This is a genomic window from Microvirga sp. GN3 (assembly GCF_055792825.1).
The window spans coordinates 23,735-43,409 of record NZ_JBVVAK010000070.1 but is presented as its reverse complement, the minus strand read 5'-3'; the positions used below and the strand labels follow the sequence as shown (position 1 = coordinate 43,409).

The window sequence follows — 19,675 nt, the reverse complement described above, 5'->3', positions numbered from 1 at the left end:
GGCGCATGCCTATCTGACCGTCGTGCGCCAGCACGCCATCGGGGGGAGAAGCCCCCGTCGTGCAAGCCGCGGGGTTGTTGCCGCTCACCGTGCCGGAGGTACGGCGGCTTCTCTGGCACCTGGTGTGGGAGCGGCCGCCTTCGGTTGAAGCGGTTGAGCACTGGTCGGTGTGGCGCCGGCGCCATCAGCAGCGCGCTCATGACTGTCACTGGCGCGAGCGCACCCGTCGCCGACGTCAAACCCGGCTGTAGTACTAGGGCATGTTCGCGGTGGATGCGTCGGGTCCCGGGACACAAAAAAGCCCTCCAGCAGCAGCGGGAGGGCTCGGGTTCCGACGCTTACGCGCGGGCGATCAGGCGCACGCTACCCCCTCCGGCCAGTCTCCTGCTGGTCGGGCCTGCGCATTCGTGCGGCAAGGCGGAGGTGGTACATATCAATCCTTCTATCGTGCAGCCATTTATGCCTCGAACAGGGATGCTGATCAAGGTGCTCCCGTCTGCCTCAAGACGGGTTCGTGGTCCCTCGCTTATGAGGGTGAGGCTGCTTTGCCATATGCATCAATCCTACGGCGAGGCAGAGTCGAGAAAAATCACGGCGCTTACAGCTACTTAGCGGAAGGGCTGAGCCATCCTTTGCTGCCCTCTACACCTGTTGTGGACGCGCGCATAGGATAGGCATAATTCCGGAAAGTGCTTCCTCAATGCGCGCATCAGCCCGCCTCACCCAATGAAGCGTGAGACGAGGTTCGTCTGTAATCGGAGCGAAACCTCGGCGAACTGATCGAACCGAATGGCCGCCCAATCGGGCGGCCTTTCCTGGTGTCGGTCGATGAAGCTTTGTCCGCTCTCAGCCCCATTGCGGACGCTCGGCGTACTTCCGGAACGTGCCAGGTGCCGACCTCCCGGGATGTTGGTTCAAACGCTCAGAATTTGGATACTTTCGGAACTGGTACACGTGCTGCTTCCTCGACCGAGCTGAATTGGACCTCGGCTCAGAGTTGATCGTCGGAGCGCCCAACTCTGACGGCAGCCTCGCTTCTTTCAAAAATATAGCTTAGCAGCTATCCTAAGGCATGGCTGAGAAATTGCGCACATCAATGGCGTTTCGAGACGCGCGAGAGCTCGGTGATTGGCTGGCCGAGCATTACCACAGCAGTAGCGAACTTTGGGTCCAGATCTTCAAGGCCGGTTCTGGCCGTCCGTCTGTAACCTGGACTGACTGCGTCGTAGAGGCGATTCGGTTCGGCTGGATCGATGGCCAGAAGCAATCGTTCGATGACAGGTCTTTCCTCCAGCGTCTCACACCGCGGAAGCCGAGGTCAAACTGGTCAGCCAAGAACCGCGAGCATGCAACTCGACTCATCGCGGAAGGGCGGATGACGCCTGCTGGGCTGGCACATGTCGATGCGGCAATGGCGGATGGGCGCTGGGAAGCCGCCTATGCAGGACCGGCGGCGATGGTGATACCTCAGGACTTCCTTGACATGCTGGAGACGATGCCGGGCGCGAAGGCGTTCTTCGAGACGCTCGACCGCAAGAACCTCTATCCGATCTACTATCGGCTCCAAACGGCGAAACGGCCCGAGACACGAGCGAAGAGAATGACTCAGATCCTCGCGCAGCTTGAACGTGGCGAGCGATTTCACTGAGCTGCACGCGGATAATGTCGCAGCAGCCCCTTTATGGAATGAGCAGCTTAGGCCTGCTTGGTTAGGCAGACTGGCTCATCAGGACGCCGATAAACGTAACGGCCAGACATCCCACGAAGGCACTGAAGACAGCCATTCTCAAGGGGTAGAGGCCAGCCGCCCGAGCTTCTTGCCACACTCCCACCGGAAGATCCGGTGCTGCCAATAGGGGCTGAACAGCCAAAGGAGAGAGTAGCTTCTGCCTTCCCTTCGGCAGGCATGGCGGATGATGGCGTCATCAAGAATGACCTGCACAAGCACCAACGCTGTTCCGAGGGCAAAAAGAGTTATTGTTACGCCGTTCATGCAAAAGGGCTCTCTAACTGGCCAACCAATCGCAGTGAGTCATATCAGAACATCAACGCAATTTCCGAGAAGGCCATTTTGGAATGTCTCACTTTGATCCTTTGTTGATGAGCATCGTTCCGCGCCTGGCTGAGGTGCCGGGGGTTGTTGGGATTGTGCTTGGCGGCTCCCGAGCTAGGGGTACGGCGACCGAGGCATCCGACTACGATCTCGGGCTCTACTATGGTCCCGACAAGGCGCTGGACACCGAGCAGCTTCTTGCCGTCGTAAGAGGATTGGTCGACGACCCAGCCTCGGCGGCCGTGACACCTGTCGGGGGGTGGGGACCCCGTATCGTCGGTGGGGGATGGCTGTCGATCCAAGAGCGGAAGGTCGACCTACTGTACCGTGGCACTGAAGATGTTCGTGCTGTGATTGCAGACTGCCGAGCAGGGCAGATCTCAATGGGTTACCAACCTGGCCATCCCCATGGCTTTTGCTCGACGATCTGGATGGGCGAGGTTGCCATGTGCCTGCCGCTCCATGATCCAACGGGTGTGCTCGCCGAGCTGCAAACCGCCACCTCTCCGTATCCAGACGAACTCCGCGCCGCGTTGGTAAGGACCTTTCTGTGGGAGGTGCTCTTCAGCATTCAGAACGCAGAGATCGCGATCCCACGCCGTGAGAAGACTCATATAGCCGGATGTGTCTATCGGGCCTTGTGTTGTATTGGGCAGGTCTTGTTCGCGCTCAACCGGCGTTATTTGATCAATGAGAAGGGAGCCCTGATTGAGGTAGCTGGGTTTTTCTACACCATAGACAGACTTGCTGACCGGGCCGATGCCGTTTGGGAGGCCATAGGTAAATCCGAGTTCGCAGCCGCCTTAGGTAGCTTGAGAGCTCTCAATGGAGAGTTGCGGGCCTTGGTTCAGACGATCTCTTCAAGCGAATTGCTTAGCCTAGAGAACAGCTAATCCTGTGCGGCCAATTTCCGAGAAGGCCGTTTATAGAATGAGCGTTTAGGATGTAGCTTACAGGCACCTATTCCTAAGTATCGCACTGGGGCGAATGTCCATGAACCTGAAGAGCATCGCCAAGGGGCTGGCAGTCCTCAACATCGCAGCCTTCGTCTTAACGGCTGCTGCGGCTTGGCTCTTCGATCAGAGGTCTGCCACCGAGCTCCTCGATACCGCCACCTATGTGGGGCTTGGGATGGGAGCCCTGGGTGCGATCATGTTCGCGGGCTCTAGCAGGGGCGGATCTGAGGGAATGGCTGCTAGTGCGGCGGATCAGCCGAGCAGGGTCATGGATGCACTTTGGATGGACAGGAATGCTGGCATTTCGGCCGGAGCCGTGTTTGTCCTCGGCGGAGTAATCTGGGTCGGGATTGCATGGCTTGTGGCCGCGCTATTCGCATAAATTCGAGGCGCCGAATTTCGCAGAACACCCTTCATGGAATGCTTGATAGCGACTTGGTCATCTGCACACAGTTTTCAGCCACACCGGTCAATTCTGTTGGATCCCAACTACCCCGCGTCCACCCTGTTTTCTCGTAATACCCTACGGCATCGGCTACCGCATTCACGCGCAACTCGATGATCCCAAGGCGCAACGCCTCCGCATCAATAAGACCACTCATGATCCGGCCATGCCCTTCCCGCTGCCGCTCTGATCTGATGGCAACCAATCGTACCACCCCTAGAGAACCGCGCTTATCGAGCCGCACAACCCCAATGGGAGCGCCATCCAGGAGCAGGAGATAGGGCACATTACCCTCCACACGATCATCCGGATGGTTCTCATTGTATTCGAACTTATGTCGTCCAGGGGAAAACAGAACGGCACGTCTAATCGCGTGGAGTTGTCTCCAATCTTCTGCTGTCTCCACCCTCTTCAGCTCGTGCATGTGCCTTCCCCGCCGTTATCTGCCTCAATTGAGAGGTATGTACGCCCTCAGACAAGCACCAATTTCTGAGAAGCCCATTTATGGTACTGCTGAGCGACACAGCAGCGCCCCAAGGAAGCGTCTGTGTCGCTGGCTTCGTGACTCTATCGGTTTCTCTCACCTGAGAGCTGATACGATCTCACTGGTATCGTAGTAGAAGGGTGTCCCCTCAATCAGGCGCTCACCTTGAAACCGCAAGACCTCCGCAAACGGCTGCTTGATGGCCACCCCGCTGGTGCGGCCCGTCAGGTGGAGGGTACAGGCCATAAAGACCGTGTCGCCTTCCCGCGCTGCGGTGAGGCCTTCGACCCTCATATCGCTCCAGACCTCCCACATTTTATGGAAGAGGGCTCCAACGCCTTCCAGGCCCTTCCAGTCGCCTGGATAAGGCAGAGATGCCGGCTCATGGACCACCACATTGGGATGGAAGGCTTCAGCCAGGGCGTCCACATCATCCGACCCTGATCGGATGAACTTCATCTCGACCTCAAACATGCGCTCAAGAAGCTGCATGGCGGTCAGTCGGATGTGGGTATTTTCGTTCATCGTCATCCTCGCCTATAGGCCGGAAACACCGGCTCCGGTTCGTGGAGTAAGGATGCTTAGAGATGGAACTCGGGGAGTAACACCCGTTTCCTGCGATGCAGTTATTTGGCTCTGGAAGCGCGTACGCAATTTCGCGTAAGCGCCTTTATGAAACTGGTAGGATCCCAACAGGCCGGAGAGGGTGAATGGAGCGGTTTATCGTCATTTCTGGCTGCTCGGGCGGTGGCAAATCCACGTTGCTCGCCGAGCTTGATAGGCGCGGTCACGCCATCGTGGAGGAACCTGGTCGCCGGATCGTCCAACAGGAGCTCCAACAAGGAGGGACGGCGCTTCCCTGGAACGACGGACAAGCATTTGCACATCGTGCAATAGCTATGGCCCTGGAAGATCGAGCATCAGCCACCGCTCTGAATGGGTGGGTGTTTTTCGACAGGGGCTTGGTCGATGCTGCGGCTTTCCTACAGCACCTGACAAATGAGCCCGTTCTGGCTGCACTCGCTCAGTCGCATCGCTACCACCAAACTGTGTTTCTAACGCCGCCCTGGCCGGAAATTTATGTGAATGACCCAGAAAGGCGCCACGGCATTGAGGCAGCGGAAGCTGAATATTCTCGGCTGCTCGAAGCCTACCCAGCACTTGGATACAAAGTTTCTATTTTGCCCAAAGTCAGTGTATCGGAGCGTGCCGACTTCATCGAAAGGGCTTTAGCAGAGGCCTCCTCTTCCCGCGCGTGAGAATGGCACTCAATTTCCGATAAGTACCCTTTACGGAACCGGATAAAGTTGCATTCGAGCGCATTCAGAAGACTCCGTCGGCACATCCTAACGTGAGACAGTAACGAACCAGTCTAAGCCGCCGTTTTGCCTGGCCTGAGAGGGGTACGGATACTGAAGTGCACTTGGAGAACCGCTGACGCCAGAGCCGTCCAAGCGATCGTGTTGCGCACAAGGCAAATGATCCCCGACCAGCTAGAGTCAGCTCTGGGTCAATCTCTGCCCATCCTCTACCGTTCGCGAACGTCAGCTTCGACTAACAGCCCGTTTTGAAAGGGTGAGCACGTCCCGGTGATTGGTTGGGGCGGCGGCTGTTCGGAAGAGAATTCCCTTCCGGAGGCTGCGATGTGGACGCCTGACGCCCGGGCTTTGGTCGGTGATTTCGGAGCCGGACAGGCCCTCAGCGAGGATCAGTACCGCCTGCTTGAACCGCTCATCCCTCCCGCCAAACCGGGCGGGCGGCCGCGCACGACCGACATGCGGCGCCTGCTGGACGGCCTCTTCTACGTCCTCCGAACCGGCTGCCAGTGGCGTCACTTGCCGCCGCCTCCGGCATTCCCGCCCTGGCCCACCGTGTACGGCTATTTTCGAGCGTTTCTGCGGGCAGGTGTTTGGGAAGCCATGCGCCACCACCTGCTCGTCCTGCTGCGCGAGCAGGAAGGCCGTGATCCAAGTCCGACGGCAGTCATTCTCGATACCCAGAGCGTCAAGACGACCGAAAAGGGGGGACGGCGCGGGTACGACGCCGCCAAGAGGGTGAAGGGCCGCAAGCGTCACGTTGCGGTGGATACCTCCGGCTTGCTGCTGGGCGTGCTCGTCCATGCCGCCAATATCCAGGACGCCGACAGCGCTGGGGACCTGCTGAGGCGCCTCAAGCGCCTGTATTGCTGGCTGCAGGCCGTGTTCGCCGACAGCATCTACAACCGGCTCCCGGTCCTGCTTGCCTGCTTTCTGCTCGACCTGACCCTGATTGTGGTGCGCCGGATCGCCGGAACCGGCTTGATCATCCTGCCCCGCAGATGGGTGGTCGAAAGAACGCTCGGTTGGTTCGGTCGATGGCGGCGCCTGTCCAAGGACTATGAAGAACTGCCGGAGGTCTCCGAGGCGATGGTCACCTTGGCCGCCATCCGCCTCATGGTCCACCGCTTGGCTCATCCAAATCGAAAGCGTTTGCCTCCTCCCTGACTTTCAAAATGGGCAGTGAGACCGAGGCGAACTGGCGCGCCGTCGGGGCCGCTGCGCGAGCCGGAGCGGGTGTAGGAGTGGCTATGCAGCGGCCTGCAAAGCGCTGGATGCCGGTCCCGGCCATGATCGGGTCCCGGCGGGGCCGCTGCACGCTGGAGTACGCCGCTCGCGGGCTATTGAACCGCCGTGGCTTCGATCTCGATCAGAATGTCGGGATGATACAGCCGTGCGACGCCGAGCAACGTGCTTGCCTGACGGCAACCCGCCTGCGCCAGTCGCTCCATAATCAGGGGCCACGCCTCCATGGTTCGATCGACGTCGGTGGTGTAGAAGTTCAGACGGACCACATCGGACATCTTGAACCCGGCAGCGCCCAGGACGGCATCCACATTGTCCAGGGCCTGGGTGATCTGGGCGCGCATGTCCCCCGCATTGACCGGGTTCCCCTCAGCGTCCACCGACACCTGCCCTGCGCAATAGAGGACGCGCTGCGCGCCGCTGACATCATTCGCCTGAACGAATCCGTACTGGTCCTGCCATTGCCATGGATTGATAATTTTCCGTTCCATAATGACTTCCTCCGGTGCGCAAATCGGTGCTCGTCCAGTTCGGGCTGCGCGGCCGGGCTGTGCCCAGATCGTGCGCTGGCCACAACTAGAGACTACTCGCGATTTGCTGCCATGCGGAGAGAATTCGATCAGCAGGCTCTGCTTTCACCGAGCAGCTTCCTTCAGCTCTCCTCATAAACTGGCCGCATGGGAAACGTATGGTCCCATAAGTTCGCTGCTGGGGCTTCAAGCTGCCTTGCCGATCAGCGCAGCAAACCCTCATCGCTTCTCTTAACCTCTGAAGCAGTCCCCTTCTCAAACAGGCTCTAAGTTAGCCGCCCTCCGCCTAACTTCTCAGGAGTGCCAAGAAGAGACTTTCAGGCTGGTATCAACCCTCACGCTGGACCCGCAAGGGCTCACAGACTCGGAAGGGGGCAGTGCAGGCCGTTTGTGGGAACCAACTGATCCATGTCAGGGATCACCGGCGGATGGTACTGAGTTGCAGCCCATCATAGTCTGGGTGTTGCCTTCAAGCGGGTGTAAAGTGTGTTGTGGGGCTGGCACCGGAGGAGACTCCCATGCGGACAGGCTCACGCATTGCCCTGGTGGCGGTTCTGATGCTTTGCGCTGCTTCCCTTCAGGCTGAAACCGAGGACGAGGTGAAGGCGCAGTTCAGCAAGTTCGTTGCAGCCCAGAATGCTCATGATCTGAAGGCTGTGAGCGACACGCTGCTCGATTCCCCGCAGTTCCTCTGGATCACGCGAGGCGCGCCGGTGTGGGGCCGCGAGGCGGCTCTCAAGCGGTTCGAGGCGCTGTATCAGGGCACATGGTCTCTCGATCCCAAGACGGACGAACTCAAGGTGTTCGAGATCCAACCGGGCGTGGCCCAGCTCTACGTCCCCATCACCTTCATGATCGCGCCCGCCGGCCAGACCGCCCAACCCACCCGCTTCCTCATGAACCAGATCTTGGTCAAGACACCCGAGGGCTGGAAGGTATCGAGTATTCTACCGATTTCGGTGCCGATGCAGTGATCCGGTTTGACGCTCGGGTAAGGCGCGTAATTCCGAGAAGACGGTTTACGGGACGTCCTCGTCATACCTGCCAGTACTGGAGTAAGGTAGACCTTCGAATGGCCTGAGCTGATGGAGGCTGCGATGACGGAGCCGAAGACGTCGTTTCGCGACTTCGAGCATCAGGGCTGGTCGGACCAGGAAGTTGCAGCTAACTACCATGACCACTTCTCACCCCTTACAGCGCAAGTTATCGGGGCGCTTCTCGATGCCACCGGGGTCAGACCTGGGATGTGGGTCGTGGATGTCGCTACGGGTCCTGGCTATGCCGCAGCAGCGGCGGCCGAGCGCGGGGCCGAGGTCGTGGGCATTGACTTCTCCTCAACACAACTCGCCCTGGCGCGGCAGCTCTATCCCGACATCGAGTTCCGCCAGGGCGATGCGGGCGCCCTCCCGCTGCCCGACGACAGCTTCGATGCCGTAATCAGCAACTTTGGCATGCCGCATTTCCCTGATCCCGACGCCTTCCTACGCGAAGCATACCGCGTCCTGCGCAGCACCGGCCGAGTGGCCTTCAGTGCCTGGGCCTCCGCACAGGAATGCGTCGGCTTTGGGTTGATCTACAGCGCCGTGCAAGCCCACGGGCGGATGGATGTTCCCCTGCCGCCCGGCCCCAACTTCTTCCTCTTCGACGATCCAGCCCAGTGTGAACGCAGCCTCCAGGCGGCGGGCTTCGGGTCCGTGACCGTCACCAAAATCCCGCAGGTCTGGCGGGTGACGTCGCCGGATACGCCCCTCGACGTGATCCTGAAAGGCACTGTTCGGGCTGCCGCCCTGCTCCGGGCGCAGACACCGGTAGCCCTGGCGGCTATCCGCGAAGCCGTGCGCCAGGGCGTCGCCGCTTACGCACGGGACGGCGCGTTTGAGTTGATGATGCCGGCCGTTGTGGCTGCTGCTGAGAAGCCCTGAGCCTATGCGCCCGTGAAAAGCGACCAGAAAATTTGCAGAGTGGGAAATATGGAGTGGGCAGACCGCTCCGCACGGACGAGCAGCTCAGTCAACGAAGGTCCGCATCGGGTCAAACTTTCACATTCCGTGGAGTGCGCCCTTCGGAGTGGGCAGTGATCATGCCGCGGGATTGACCGTCTGCCGGGCGAGTTGATCCTCAAACTGCTTCGGGCTCAGATAGCCGAGGGCCGAGTGGAGCCTGCGGCTGTTATAGATCTCCTCGATAAAGTGCGGAAGGTCCTCGGCGACATCCTCAAGGGTCTCGTAGGCCATTGGGTAGACCGCCTCCACCTTGAGCGTCTTCATGAAGCTCTCCGCCTTGGCGTTGTCGTACGGATTGCCGCGCCGGCCCATCGAGCCGACCAGACCGGCGCCATCCAGGATCTCGCGATAGATCTCGGCCGCATATTGCGAGCCCCTGTCGGAGTGATGGATGCATCCAGGCGGAGGGTGTCGCTCGGCGATGGCGGCTTTGAGCGCTGCCACCGTGAGGCGGGCGTCGATCGACCGGCTGAGCGCATAGCCCACGACCCGGCGCGACCAGGCATCGAGAATGATCGCCACATAGACAAAACCTGCCGTGATGGCGACATAGGTGATGTCCGCCACCCAGAGCTGATTGGGGCCGTCTACCACCCGATCGGCTGCCCGGTTCGGGAAGATCGGGCCGTCATGATTGCTGTCCGTCGTGGCAACGAAGCGGCGGCGCATGCGCGGCTGCAGATCATGCTCGCGCATCAGGCGGCGGATCTTCTTGTGGTTCACAACCATACCGGCCTGCCGCAGGGCCGCGCCCACGCGCCGGTAGCCATAACTTTCGAACTCGTCGCAGATGGCGGCGATCGCCTCGACAATGGCGGTGTCGTCGGCAGGAGCCGTCGGCTCATCGTAATAGGTGGAGCGGGGCAGGCCCATCAGTCGGCATCCTTCTGAGACGGAGAGACCACCGGGCCGATGATGGCGGATGTAGGCGCGCTTCTCTGCCGGGGTGCGTGCTTCAGAGCCCCCTTTAGAAACTCGAGTTCGAGAGCCTGTTTGCCAACCAGCCGCTCGAGGGCGGCAATCCGCGCCTCGTACTCCTGGAGCAATGCGGCTGCGGCCGTGTCCTCGTCGAGGGCGCCGGCCTCGTACTTCCGGACCCAGATCCGGATCAGGTTGCGCGACAGGTCATGGCGCTTGGCCAGGCTGTGCAGGGGCTCGCCGGCGAGGTAATTCTGCGCAACCTGCCGTTTGAAGTCGATGCTGTGGGTGCGGTTTTTCACCATGGGCTTCAGTCTCCGAAAGCCCGGCAGACCCGGTCAACTCCTCAGTCCAGATCTGTCCACCTCAAGGGGCGCACTCCACCGGCCTCTCCATGAACGTCAGCTCTTAACCGCCAAAGCGGACCAAGCTCTTTGGTCCGGGAAGTGCCAGGATGAGACATTCGCAATCCCAGGATCCTTGACAGCTCAACGGTATGATTGACGCTGCGAGGGCAATCTGGAAGTCTTTCCTTGCGATGGACCAGCTATGATTAGCCATTCCTGAACCGCCGCCCCTGGATTGCCTTGAGAAGCTGCGCTGAGATTGCTCATGGACAGGCGTGATCAGATTAGGAAGATCGCCATCTTCGCGGACGGCACGGGCAACGCCTTCAGGAACCGGGAATCGAACATCTGGCGGCTCTACACCGCGCTCGATCTCAAGGGTCCGGACCAAGTCGCAGTGTACATCCAGGGGGTGGGGACGGCCGGCTTCAGACCCTTTGCCATGTTCGATGCCGCAACCGGTATTGGTGTGCCCTCCAACGTTCGCAAGCTGTATCGCTTCCTGTGTTGGAACTGGCGGCCAGGCGTCGACATCTACATGTTCGGATTCAGCCGTGGGGCTTTCACGATCCGCACGCTGATCGGCCTGATTGCGAGCCAAGGTCTCCTCCCAACCGAAATCGACGGCGCTCAGGTCTCGCGCGCCGAGATGAGGCGCAATGCCAAGGCGGCCTGGCGAGCGTATCGCGCCGAAAAGGTGACCTGGCGCAACAGTTTCCCGACCATCCCGATCACCCGCGCCATCCGCGACGCCGTTCTGGCGATCTATCGTCGCCTTCTCCGGCAGCGGAGCTATGCAGCCGTTCGCGCCGCCATAGACCCTTTGAGACGGAACGTACGCATCAGGTTCGCCGGCCTCTTTGATACGGTCGAAGCCTATGGCGTCCCGATCGAGGAGATGAGGACGGCGATCGACAAGGCCATCTGGCCGATATCGTTCCGCAATCGTGTCCTCAGCGACAAGGTGGATTTCGCGCGGCACGCTCTCGCCCTCGATGACGAGCGCACGACGTTTCATCCGCTGCGTTTCGATACGACGCATGAGGGCCCTTGGGCAGCCAACGCCCGCATCAAGGAGGTCTGGTTTGCGGGCGTTCACTCGGATATCGGCGGCGGATACCCTGAGGATGCGCTGTCGTATGTGCCGCTGACGTGGATGATCGAAGAGATCGCCGCGACTGCCCCGGGACCGGAAGGCGGTTTGCGTCTTCTGCCCGGTGCCCTCGACGCCTTCCGCAAACAGGCCTCGCCGCTCGCGCCGATCCATGACTCGCGGCAAGGACTTGCCGTCCTCTACCGCTATGATCCAAGGCCGATCGCATCGGGGGCAGAAAGCGGCGGCCCGCCGGTGATCCACCACTCGGTCGCCGAAAAGATGGTGTACGGCACCGAGCATTATGCGCCCTTGACTCTCCCCAAGAGCGCCTATGTCCTGATGCCGGATGGCATCCGGCACCAGATTTCGGGGTTCGACGCCGAAGACTATCGAAAGCACTCCTCCTTGGCGCTCCAGCATCCGGCTGATGCGATGCCGGCGATCGACGCCGTTCAGCGACTGAACGAACCGAATGAAGCCTTCGTCGCCCTAACGCGCGACATGATCTGGTGGCGCAGGGTCGCCTATTTTGCTCTGCTCGCCGCAACACTCGTCCTCATCGGTCTTCCGGTCACCGCGTCGTTGTTAAGCGATGCTCTCGATGCCGTTGTGCGCAGCCTCGCATCGGCAGTCGGGCGTGAGGACCTCGCGGCATGGGCGCAGAGAAGACTGGACGATGCCCGCGATGGTCTCAGTTCGAACCTGACCGATCTGTCCACGACGTTCGGCGGCCTGGTTCCGAGCTACGCGAAAGGCTGGGTTGGAGCCCTTGTGACCCAACCGGTGATATCGCTTGCGATCATCATTGCGGTGCTCGGCCTTTATCGCGTGAACGGCCGCCTGCGCGATCGCATCGCCGACAATGCACGTTGCGTCTGGTTCTTCGAAAAACGCCCCGATGGAAAGGCGTCCCTGCAGGCCCGCGAGCCCAAGCCGGAAGAGCCGGGTTTTCTCGTCACTGTGGCGCGACGCCTGAGGCAATCGCGCGTGGCCGCTTTCCTGTACACGATGGCGTCGCGCTACGTTCTGCCAGGAGCCACGCTCGTCGTCATCGTGGGATTGGCCGCGGCCCTCGTGGGCCGGGCCGTGCTCAATTATCGATCCGGCGCAGGCGGCGTGTGCAAGGAAACCGCGGAGAAGAACCTGCTGCGCCAGCCCAAGGACGGCGTCGCGAACTTGGCGGAGGGTTTCCACACCAGCAATCCTTGCTGGGGCACCGGCATCTACGTCGACAAAGGACGCCTCTACACGGTCTGGGTCGAGATGTCCGAACCGTATCTCGACGGTCGGAAGGTCGTAGATATCATGGGCTTCCGCGATACCTCCCCGCTCTATCTTCTCGGGCTGCCGCTCCGCCGCTGGTGGACGGCCGACTGGTTCCAGCCCATTGCCCGGATCGGTCACAGGGGCAATGTGGAGTGGGCGCTGCAGGCGAGCGATGGCGCAACGGCCCCGGAACTGGCCGACGACGCTGAAATCTCACAGGAGGGCGCGTTCTCAATCTGCGGAGGACCATCCGGTTTGGACGGCGCCCAAGTCCAGGAGATTCAAGCCCGCAAGGGCATACGAAAGAGCTTTGTGTCTCAGTTCCAAGCGACTGCGAGCGGTGAGCTCTTTCTCTACCTGAATGACGCCATGACGGCGGTGCCATTCGGGCCGCTCGTCACATGTTTTTATCGAAATAACGGCGGAGCCGCTAAGGTCACGGTCGAGTTAATGCCCAGCCCCCAACCGCCGCCGCCACAGCCGTATGATTTCTCGCAAAATCGCTGACTGAACTACGGATTGGCTGCAGACCAAACGCGCAGTGGGCGCCAGGGGTGGCGCTTGTCGAGCATTACCGTCATTCTCTCGAGCACTGTTTCCGGCCTTAGCACACGGTAATCTGGATTCAAGAATAGATGCGCAACTGACCGAGCCTACCGGGAGCCCTCGACGAAAGAGGCGCCCTCAGCCTGCCAGTGCTAAAGGTCCGTTGAGGCTCAATCACAGAAGAAAACAGGGCTGCTCCGAACATCCGCTCTAACCTCCCAACCAGGCTAACAAATCCGCACTTTTGAGGGTGAGGCGGATTAATGGTCCCTTTCAGCAAAAAGCTGAGGCAAACTCGAAAAGCAAAGGCATATGTTGCAAGCAGTTAGCGAAAGGCGTGAGGCATCCTTTGGCGGCGTCTACATGTGTGTGGATGTGGACGCTCGCATAGGATAGCCCTAATTCGGCAAAGTGCTTACTCAGTGCGCGCATCGGTCCGCCTCACCCTCTGAAACGTGAGAGGAAGCTCGTCTGCAATCCTATAGGAAGCTCGCCAATCTGATCGAACCGAGAGGCCGCCCAACCGGGCGGCCTTTTCTTGTGTCGGTCCATGGAGCTTTGTCGGGTCTCAGGCCCGTTGCGGACACTCGGCGTACTTCAGGAACGTGCCATAAAACGACCTTCCCGCCCTTTTGCCCGATCCGGTCTGGCAGCAGGGTTGTTTGCTACCTATATTCGGCGTCGGGGATGGCGGGAGCTGACGGTGTCGGGACTTATGCGTGTCGTCCTATGGGACGTAGAACACGGCGCGTGCGCGATGATCCAACACGTCACCCACACCCCACAGGGGGAAGTCGGCGGCCGACTAGCCATGATCGATTCCGGAAGTGCTAGTGATTGGAACCCGAGTTTCTACCTCCGGAACAGACTTCGCCGGACGATCGTAGACTACCTCTTCATCACCAATGCCGATCAGGACCACATGAGCGACCTCAAGGGCCTTGAGGATGCCGGGATCGGGATAAGGGTCCTGAGTAGGAACCCAAGTTATACGGGAAACCAGCTTCGCGCGATCAAGATGCTGGGAGGGCCGCTCAGCCAGGATGCTGCGTGGTATGCCGACGCCTGCGACACCTTCGACCAACCAGCCACCGAGCCGTTTGACCAGTACATGAACGGCATCACGGTGAAATGCTTCTGGAACAGCTATCCCTGGTTCACCGATACGAACAACCTGTCCCAAGTCGTTTTCGTGAAGTATTGCGGTTTCTGCATCCTCTTCCCAGGCGACTTGGAGAAGGACGGCTGGCGGGCCCTGCTTCGGAGACCGGATTTTCAAGCGGAGCTCATCGGGGTGAACGTGCTGGTGGCCTCCCACCATGGGCGCGAGAATGGCTTCTGCCCCGAGGTCTTCGACTACTGCCAACCGCAATGTGTCGTCATCTCGGATAAGCCCATCGAGCACCAGACCCAGCTGACGGTTCCGGACTACCGCGACGTGATTGCTGGAAACGGGGTCATCGTCAGGACAACGGGAAAGATCCGGCATGTCCTCACGACGCGCCGCGACGGAACAATTTCGTTCGACGTTTTTGATAACGGGGACTTTGCCATCGATACCGAGTATGCCGCATGAAACCACTCACGGCAGATCTGATGAAAAGCCGTAACTTGACGTGGCTTGTCATGCTGGCCCTGCTTGATATGGGCCTCGTGCTGACTGTGGTCGTCCCAGAGCTTCTCCAAGATCTGACGCTTTCTAGGATGGCCGCCCTGCGTTTGGCGATAGCCCCAGTCCTACCTTTCGTCGTTCTGCTACTCTCGAACGTGATCCCCGTGAACCTTAAGGCGATCCTGGTGTTCTGGAAGCTCGAGAATCCCCTGCCCGGATCTGAAGCCTTCACCAGACATGGTCCGGCGGACCCACGGGTCGACATGGCAACGTTGAAGAAGAACGTTGGTGCGTTCCCAACAGACCCGGCCGAGCAAAATGCGAAGTGGTATCGGCTTTATAAGATGGTCGAGAACGAGGGGAAGATCGTCGAGGTCCAGAAACAGTTCCTGTTATTCCGCGACGCGGCGGCGATGTCTCTGCTGCTCACCGTCTTCACGCCTCCCCTTCTGTGGGCCTTCGGCGCAAACAAGATCACGGCCCTGTGCGGGGGAGCGGTCTTCGCAGCGCAGTTCCTTGCATGCGCCGTGAGCAGCCGGAATAACGGGATCCGATTCGTCACGAGCGTTCTGGCAATCCACGCGTCACGGCGAGTAACCACGCCAAGGAAGACGACGACACGCGGCAAGGCAAAGTCCTAAAAAGCCGTCGGCCAGCAATGAGAGCCGCTGGTTGGGCGAACTGCGGGGCTGACCTTACCAGAAGACTTGTTGCTCATCCTCCGGATCTGGCGGTAGGAGGGAAGTCCCCACAATGGCAAGGAACCTCCATGATCCGCAGTTTCCGCCTCCCGGTCGCAGGCCTCCTTTCCCTTGCCGCGACGGCCGCCCCAGCTCAGTATGCCGGACCTGGCCCGCGCATCCAACAGCAGGGTGACAGAGTGGTCAGCCTCTCGCGACTTAGCGACGGTGAGGGATGCCTCCCGGGCAACACCCAAGGACGCGTCGTCAAGCGGAACTTCGCGTCGAACGGCATGGCCCTCTTGAACGTCATCATAGAGACGAACGACGGGTCTCGCGAGCTCATTAACATCGATGAAGAACAGATCAACAAAGCCATCCCGAGCGCGCAAGGTGTGATCCTACAGGGCCTCCAATCCCTCCTGAAGGAAGGTAACCAGGTTGTCCTCCGAGCCTTCTACTGCGGCGCGGCCGGGCGCGTTGCTGTACTTGAGAGCGTCAGACTGCAAGGCCGCCCGCGGCGGTGAGGGGCAAGTCCAATCCATTATGGATCGAGGACTGAAACCTATTGAGCTCATGCCTATGAAGGTCGGCTCACGCCGCCAATGCGGAAATCCGGACAAGGTCCGCCTCGTGCCAGGAGCTGTCCTTCCTGCCGGAGAGACACAAGGCAGAAGCTTGTCGCAGGCGCCCTCGTCAACGGCCAAGAACGGGCAGGAACGCATCGACCATACTGGAGCGGCGCCACTGCAGATCGTGCTCGGGCGGGGACGAACGCAGCCCTTCATGCGGCAGGTAAGGATGACGGTCAGACCGCGCCGATATGGTCGGCGGTTGGGTCGCCCAAGATGGGGACGAACTCAGGTTGGGCCATTGCCCAGCAACTCAAGCGCTTTCAATCCAGCATCTGCCCATGCCACAGGAGAGCCCGCGTTCGGATGACCTAGCCCGCTATTGAGGTGGAAGACAGAAGTGAATAGCCCCTTGCTTACCCCGGGCGAGATGTCAGTTCCACTGGGGAGGGACATGCCGGAACAGGTGCCTGCGAGCTTCCTCATCCATTTCAGTCTTGAAAGCATGCTGATTCTTGAGCGCAATTGCGGCCTGAGCCGCCGGGCGGGCGCTGATTTCGTCAAGGAGCCGCTTCAGGTTCGGGAGCATCGTCCAAGCGTCCTCACCTAGGATGAATGGCACCATCCGCACCCAGCCCCAGACAGCCATATCGACAATCGTGTAGATCCCGCCGAGCATGTAGGGGCGCTCCGCAAGGCGGGCATCGAGAATGCCGTAGTGGCGTCGTGCCTCGAACAGATACCGATTGACAGCATACTCTTTTGGTTCTGGTGCATCTCGCTTGAAGTGAACAGCCTGCCCTGAGAAAGGGCCGACGCCTGTTGCCACGAACATGAGCCATGACAGGAGTTCACCACGCTCAACCGGATCCTTGGGAGGCAGGAACCGTCCGGTCTTCTCAGTAAGGTAGAGCAGAATAGCATTCGAGTCGAAGACGGTTGCACCAGTGTCTTGGTCAACGATGGCCGGCACTTTCGCGTTGGGGTTGACCGTCAGGTAGTCTGGGTGATGTTGCTCGCCCTTACGGGTGTCCACCGGCTTCAGCTCGTACGGCAAGCCCATCTCCTCCAGGCAGAGGGCAACCTTCATCGGGTTCGGGGCCAGGTTGTAGTAGAACGTAATCATGCGAGATCTCCAGCAGGATGGGGCGAGCCCCGCAAAGGAACTCAAGGTCCCACAACAAGAGAGCAGCTTAGTGGGTGCTGACCGTCAAAGTTTCGTTAGGAGTCAAGCAAGTGCAGCCGCCGCAGGTTTCGGGCGCTTGAGCCAATCATCCGCGAATTGTGCGGGAGTCCCTTTATGGAATTCAGTGAAATCGTGCTATCATGTAACTGAGAGCATGCTCTTGGATGAGAGGAGATTGCCATGGGCGCACCGATCCAGAGGCTCTGGCACCGCATCTCCGGTTTGCCGTTCTTAAGCATCTTCCGGGGTCACGAGCCTGTGCTTGGCCCACCGGAGAGTCCGGACAAGGTGGCGCTGGATAAGGTGGCGGTCACGTTCAAGGAGTGCGAGGGCGTCTGCGAGCCGACGGCCCAACAGATCGAGGCGAAGGAACGCGAGCGCGCAGATCGGTTCAAGGGCGGTCAGCTCTTGCCGATCATGGGATTTGGGGGCGGATCACCAAGTCCCCCGTCTTGAACAGCGGACATGACAAGCCAAGTTCGCGCCGGTGAGTGAGCTGGTGTGGTCACAGTTGGACCAGGAAAAAGCCGAGTGCGCCTATGGTGACAAGTGCGGCACCGATCCACTTGGTGACTTTGAGTATTCTTAGTCTCTCACCGCGTTCGGCTCGACGAGCAGCCCGTTCTTCCGGGCTCCTGGGCTGATCCCGTCGCTGCTGCTGCATCGCAAAGAGCTCGGGCGTCTGGGGGTGCCCAATTGCCGAGCCGTCCTCCATCTCGACGGTATAGGAGATCACTAAGACGACCAGACCAGTGATAAGAACCGCGAGGGAGCCGACAGCGACCGTCAGCACGGCCAAGAACGCGCACACGGCCAAGCAGAACAACAAGGCCATCACATTCGCTGCAATTCTTCCGAAGCGCATTTTGGCAGCTCCTAAAGGTAAACTACCACGCGAGCAGCGACCACGAACGCGGAAAGCAAAGCCTTCATTTTCGCAGGACCCGACACAACGGAACGCAGGGCCAGCCGCATTCGGCGTCATCCTCGCACCTGGCGAACCACCGGGTGGTTTGCAATGGGCTCATCGACTGCCCTAAGCGCGACTGTGTAACCACCGGCTCACCTCAGACGAGCGGGTACCCGGCCTCCTTCCGCCTAGTGCCAGCAGCGGCCGTTGCCGCTTTAGACACCGGAGCAGTGTGGATCAGAGATTTTTGCCTGACCAAAGGCTAACCTCTGGACTGGATATGACCTGCAAGGAATGCAGCGTCCTCGCCGACCCCGGCCAGCAGGGACGACTTGCGTTTCGACAGCCACGGCAAGCCAACGAAGTAAAGCCCCGGGACCTGCGTGATCCCTCGCTCGTGGGTTGGTGCCGAGGCTTGCCCGGCGCCCCCTGTTGAAAAGACCGGCAACTGAACCCAGCCGAAGTCATACCGAAAGCCGCTGGCCCAAATCACCGATGTGATCCCGGCAGCCCTCAGGTCCAGTTCCAGGATCGGAGCGGAGACCTCCCGTGGATCCGGCAGCCTCACCTGCGTGTCCTCGTCCTCGGGCGCATCGAGCCCGTTCTGCCGGACATGCTCATCCACGGCATTCGTGAACTGGGTGTACCACTTGTCGCCACGCAGCAGGGTTGCACCAAGATCCGCGGCCAAGCACAGCTTGCCGTCCTCGCCGTTGATCACATGGCCGAGGAGAACTACCCCAGCTTGGGCCAGGCGGCGCAGGTTCAGGTCATGGCCTCCATTAACCCCAGTCAAGAGCGGTGAGACCCGCTCGGGCGGGCGATGCTCGACGGTGCGGTCGAACTCCCCGAGCGCGAATTCCCAGTACGCAAAGTCGCGGCCGCGGTAGCAGCGCGGCACCGGGCGATGAGCGCCAGCGGCGAGGTAGACCCGGCGGCCACTCGGCAGGAGATCTTCCGCGATCTGGCATCCTGATGCCCCGGAACCAACAATGAGGACTGCTTCCGGCGGCAGGTCGGCTGGATTGCGGTATCGGCTGGAGTGGAGCTGGAAGACGATCTCTATGGCGGCTGCAAGCGCCTTTGGGATGCGGGACACTGATAGGGACCGGTCGCGACCACCACGTTGGAGGCCTCGATGGTTCCATCCTCTGTCTTGATCAGGAAGCGAGCCGATCCCGGTCGCTGTCCGAGGGCAGTCACAGAGGTCCCGCAGCGCAAGGGCGCCTGGATAAAGGCGGCATAGTCCTCGATGAAGCGAACAACCTCATCGCGGGGCGCAAACCCGTCCGGGTCCGGTCCTTGGTAGACATAGCCTGGCAGTCGCAGGGTCCAGTTCGGGAACTGGAAGGCCAAGGTGTCCCACCTTTGGCTCCGCCATCGTTCCGCGACCCGGTGTCGTTCAAGGATGATGTGCTCGCAACCGTGTTGGCCCAGGTGATAGCTCACGGCGAGCCCGGCCTGGCCGCCCCCGATGACGACGGTATTGCAACTGTTGCTGGCCACTGGC

General features: G+C 60.3%; 21 protein-coding genes. 12 read left to right on the top strand and 9 right to left on the bottom strand.

The genetic code is table 11. The annotated features are described in order from the left end of the window. Positions 1-1,375: 1,375 nt before the first annotated feature. The 3 genes from ACS5Q1_RS27620 to ACS5Q1_RS27610 all read left to right on the top strand — a co-directional run bounded on the left by ACS5Q1_RS27620 (position 1,376) and on the right by ACS5Q1_RS27610 (position 3,391). Positions 1,376-1,648, top strand: a complete 273-nt coding sequence (locus ACS5Q1_RS27620) for a YdeI/OmpD-associated family protein (protein ID WP_473101182.1) — start codon at positions 1,376-1,378, stop codon at positions 1,646-1,648. 428 nt (positions 1,649-2,076) lie between these two features. After that, positions 2,077-2,946, top strand: a complete 870-nt coding sequence (locus ACS5Q1_RS27615) for a nucleotidyltransferase domain-containing protein (protein WP_473101181.1) — start codon at positions 2,077-2,079, stop codon at positions 2,944-2,946. Positions 2,947-3,046: 100 nt separating this feature from the next. Continuing rightward, entirely contained in the window at positions 3,047-3,391 is a 345-nt protein-coding gene (locus ACS5Q1_RS27610) for a hypothetical protein (protein WP_473101180.1), read from the top strand. A 31-nt stretch (positions 3,392-3,422) separates the two neighbouring features. Here the strand turns inward: ACS5Q1_RS27610 and ACS5Q1_RS27605 are convergent, their stop codons facing one another. Then, positions 3,423-3,878: a GNAT family N-acetyltransferase gene (locus ACS5Q1_RS27605; RefSeq protein WP_473101179.1), complete on the bottom strand. Its 456-nt coding sequence runs from the start codon at positions 3,876-3,878 to the stop codon at positions 3,423-3,425. Between the two features lie 156 nt (positions 3,879-4,034). After that, positions 4,035-4,463, bottom strand: a complete 429-nt coding sequence (locus ACS5Q1_RS27600; protein ID WP_473101178.1) for a nuclear transport factor 2 family protein — start codon at positions 4,461-4,463, stop codon at positions 4,035-4,037. A gap of 185 nt (positions 4,464-4,648) precedes the next feature. Here ACS5Q1_RS27600 and ACS5Q1_RS27595 point away from each other — a divergent pair, with 185 nt between their 5' ends. Then, positions 4,649-5,197 carry an AAA family ATPase gene (locus ACS5Q1_RS27595; protein ID WP_473101177.1) on the top strand — a complete coding sequence of 183 codons (549 nt, stop codon included), beginning with the start codon at positions 4,649-4,651 and terminating at the stop codon, positions 5,195-5,197. A gap of 384 nt (positions 5,198-5,581) precedes the next feature. Then, on the top strand, positions 5,582-6,421 hold the full coding sequence (locus ACS5Q1_RS27590; RefSeq protein WP_473101176.1) for an IS5 family transposase: 840 nt from the start codon (positions 5,582-5,584) through the stop codon (positions 6,419-6,421). Positions 6,422-6,594: 173 nt separating this feature from the next. On the opposite strand, the gene ACS5Q1_RS27585 is transcribed toward ACS5Q1_RS27590, so the two are convergent. Then, the gene (locus ACS5Q1_RS27585) at positions 6,595-6,990 is read right to left on the bottom strand and encodes a RidA family protein (RefSeq protein WP_473101175.1); all 396 of its coding nucleotides are present in this window, start codon (positions 6,988-6,990) and stop codon (positions 6,595-6,597) included. A gap of 557 nt (positions 6,991-7,547) precedes the next feature. Here ACS5Q1_RS27585 and ACS5Q1_RS27580 point away from each other — a divergent pair. Together ACS5Q1_RS27580 and ACS5Q1_RS27575 are read left to right on the top strand one after the other, a co-directional pair. Next, entirely contained in the window at positions 7,548-8,003 is a 456-nt protein-coding gene (locus ACS5Q1_RS27580; protein ID WP_473101174.1) for a nuclear transport factor 2 family protein, read from the top strand. 123 nt (positions 8,004-8,126) lie between these two features. Beyond that, the gene (locus ACS5Q1_RS27575) at positions 8,127-8,951 is read left to right on the top strand and encodes a class I SAM-dependent methyltransferase (RefSeq protein ID WP_473101173.1); all 825 of its coding nucleotides are present in this window, start codon (positions 8,127-8,129) and stop codon (positions 8,949-8,951) included. Positions 8,952-9,107: 156 nt separating this feature from the next. On the opposite strand, the gene ACS5Q1_RS27570 is transcribed toward ACS5Q1_RS27575, so the two are convergent. Further along, complete coding sequence (locus ACS5Q1_RS27570) at positions 9,108-9,956, bottom strand: IS3 family transposase (RefSeq protein WP_473101184.1); 849 nt, start codon at positions 9,954-9,956, stop codon at positions 9,108-9,110. Further along, positions 9,905-10,255: a transposase gene (locus tag ACS5Q1_RS27565; protein ID WP_473101172.1), complete on the bottom strand. Its 351-nt coding sequence runs from the start codon at positions 10,253-10,255 to the stop codon at positions 9,905-9,907. The genes ACS5Q1_RS27570 and ACS5Q1_RS27565 overlap by 52 nt, the downstream gene beginning before the upstream one ends. Before the next feature lie 307 nt (positions 10,256-10,562). On the opposite strand from ACS5Q1_RS27565, the gene ACS5Q1_RS27560 reads away from it, so the two are divergent. The 4 genes from ACS5Q1_RS27560 (at position 10,563) to ACS5Q1_RS27545 (ending at position 16,024) form a co-directional block, all read left to right on the top strand. Beyond that, positions 10,563-13,166 (top strand): DUF2235 domain-containing protein, encoded by a 2,604-nt coding sequence (locus ACS5Q1_RS27560; protein ID WP_473101171.1) that lies wholly within the window; start codon positions 10,563-10,565, stop codon positions 13,164-13,166. A gap of 796 nt (positions 13,167-13,962) precedes the next feature. Continuing rightward, positions 13,963-14,781 (top strand): ComEC/Rec2 family competence protein, encoded by an 819-nt coding sequence (locus ACS5Q1_RS27555; protein WP_473101170.1) that lies wholly within the window; start codon positions 13,963-13,965, stop codon positions 14,779-14,781. 35 nt (positions 14,782-14,816) lie between these two features. Further along, complete coding sequence (locus ACS5Q1_RS27550) at positions 14,817-15,458, top strand: hypothetical protein (RefSeq protein WP_473101169.1); 642 nt, start codon at positions 14,817-14,819, stop codon at positions 15,456-15,458. Positions 15,459-15,586: 128 nt separating this feature from the next. After that, the gene (locus ACS5Q1_RS27545) at positions 15,587-16,024 is read left to right on the top strand and encodes a hypothetical protein (RefSeq protein ID WP_473101168.1); all 438 of its coding nucleotides are present in this window, start codon (positions 15,587-15,589) and stop codon (positions 16,022-16,024) included. A gap of 478 nt (positions 16,025-16,502) precedes the next feature. On the opposite strand, the gene ACS5Q1_RS27540 is transcribed toward ACS5Q1_RS27545, so the two are convergent. Further along, complete coding sequence (locus tag ACS5Q1_RS27540; protein WP_473101167.1) at positions 16,503-17,195, bottom strand: glutathione S-transferase family protein; 693 nt, start codon at positions 17,193-17,195, stop codon at positions 16,503-16,505. Positions 17,196-17,435: 240 nt separating this feature from the next. Between ACS5Q1_RS27540 and ACS5Q1_RS27535 the strand changes: the two genes are divergently transcribed. Next, entirely contained in the window at positions 17,436-17,711 is a 276-nt protein-coding gene (locus ACS5Q1_RS27535; RefSeq protein WP_473101166.1) for a hypothetical protein, read from the top strand. Between the two features lie 49 nt (positions 17,712-17,760). On the opposite strand, the gene ACS5Q1_RS27530 is transcribed toward ACS5Q1_RS27535, so the two are convergent. The 3 genes from ACS5Q1_RS27530 to ACS5Q1_RS27520 form a co-directional block, all read right to left on the bottom strand. After that, a complete protein-coding gene (locus tag ACS5Q1_RS27530) occupies positions 17,761-18,120 on the bottom strand; it encodes a hypothetical protein (protein WP_473101165.1) in 360 nt (119 codons plus the stop codon). Positions 18,121-18,427: 307 nt separating this feature from the next. Continuing rightward, positions 18,428-19,264, bottom strand: a complete 837-nt coding sequence (locus ACS5Q1_RS27525) for an NAD(P)/FAD-dependent oxidoreductase (RefSeq protein ID WP_473101164.1) — start codon at positions 19,262-19,264, stop codon at positions 18,428-18,430. Continuing rightward, entirely contained in the window at positions 19,228-19,671 is a 444-nt protein-coding gene (locus tag ACS5Q1_RS27520) for an NAD(P)-binding domain-containing protein (RefSeq protein ID WP_473101163.1), read from the bottom strand. The genes ACS5Q1_RS27525 and ACS5Q1_RS27520 overlap by 37 nt, the downstream gene beginning before the upstream one ends. Positions 19,672-19,675 lie beyond the last annotated feature (4 nt).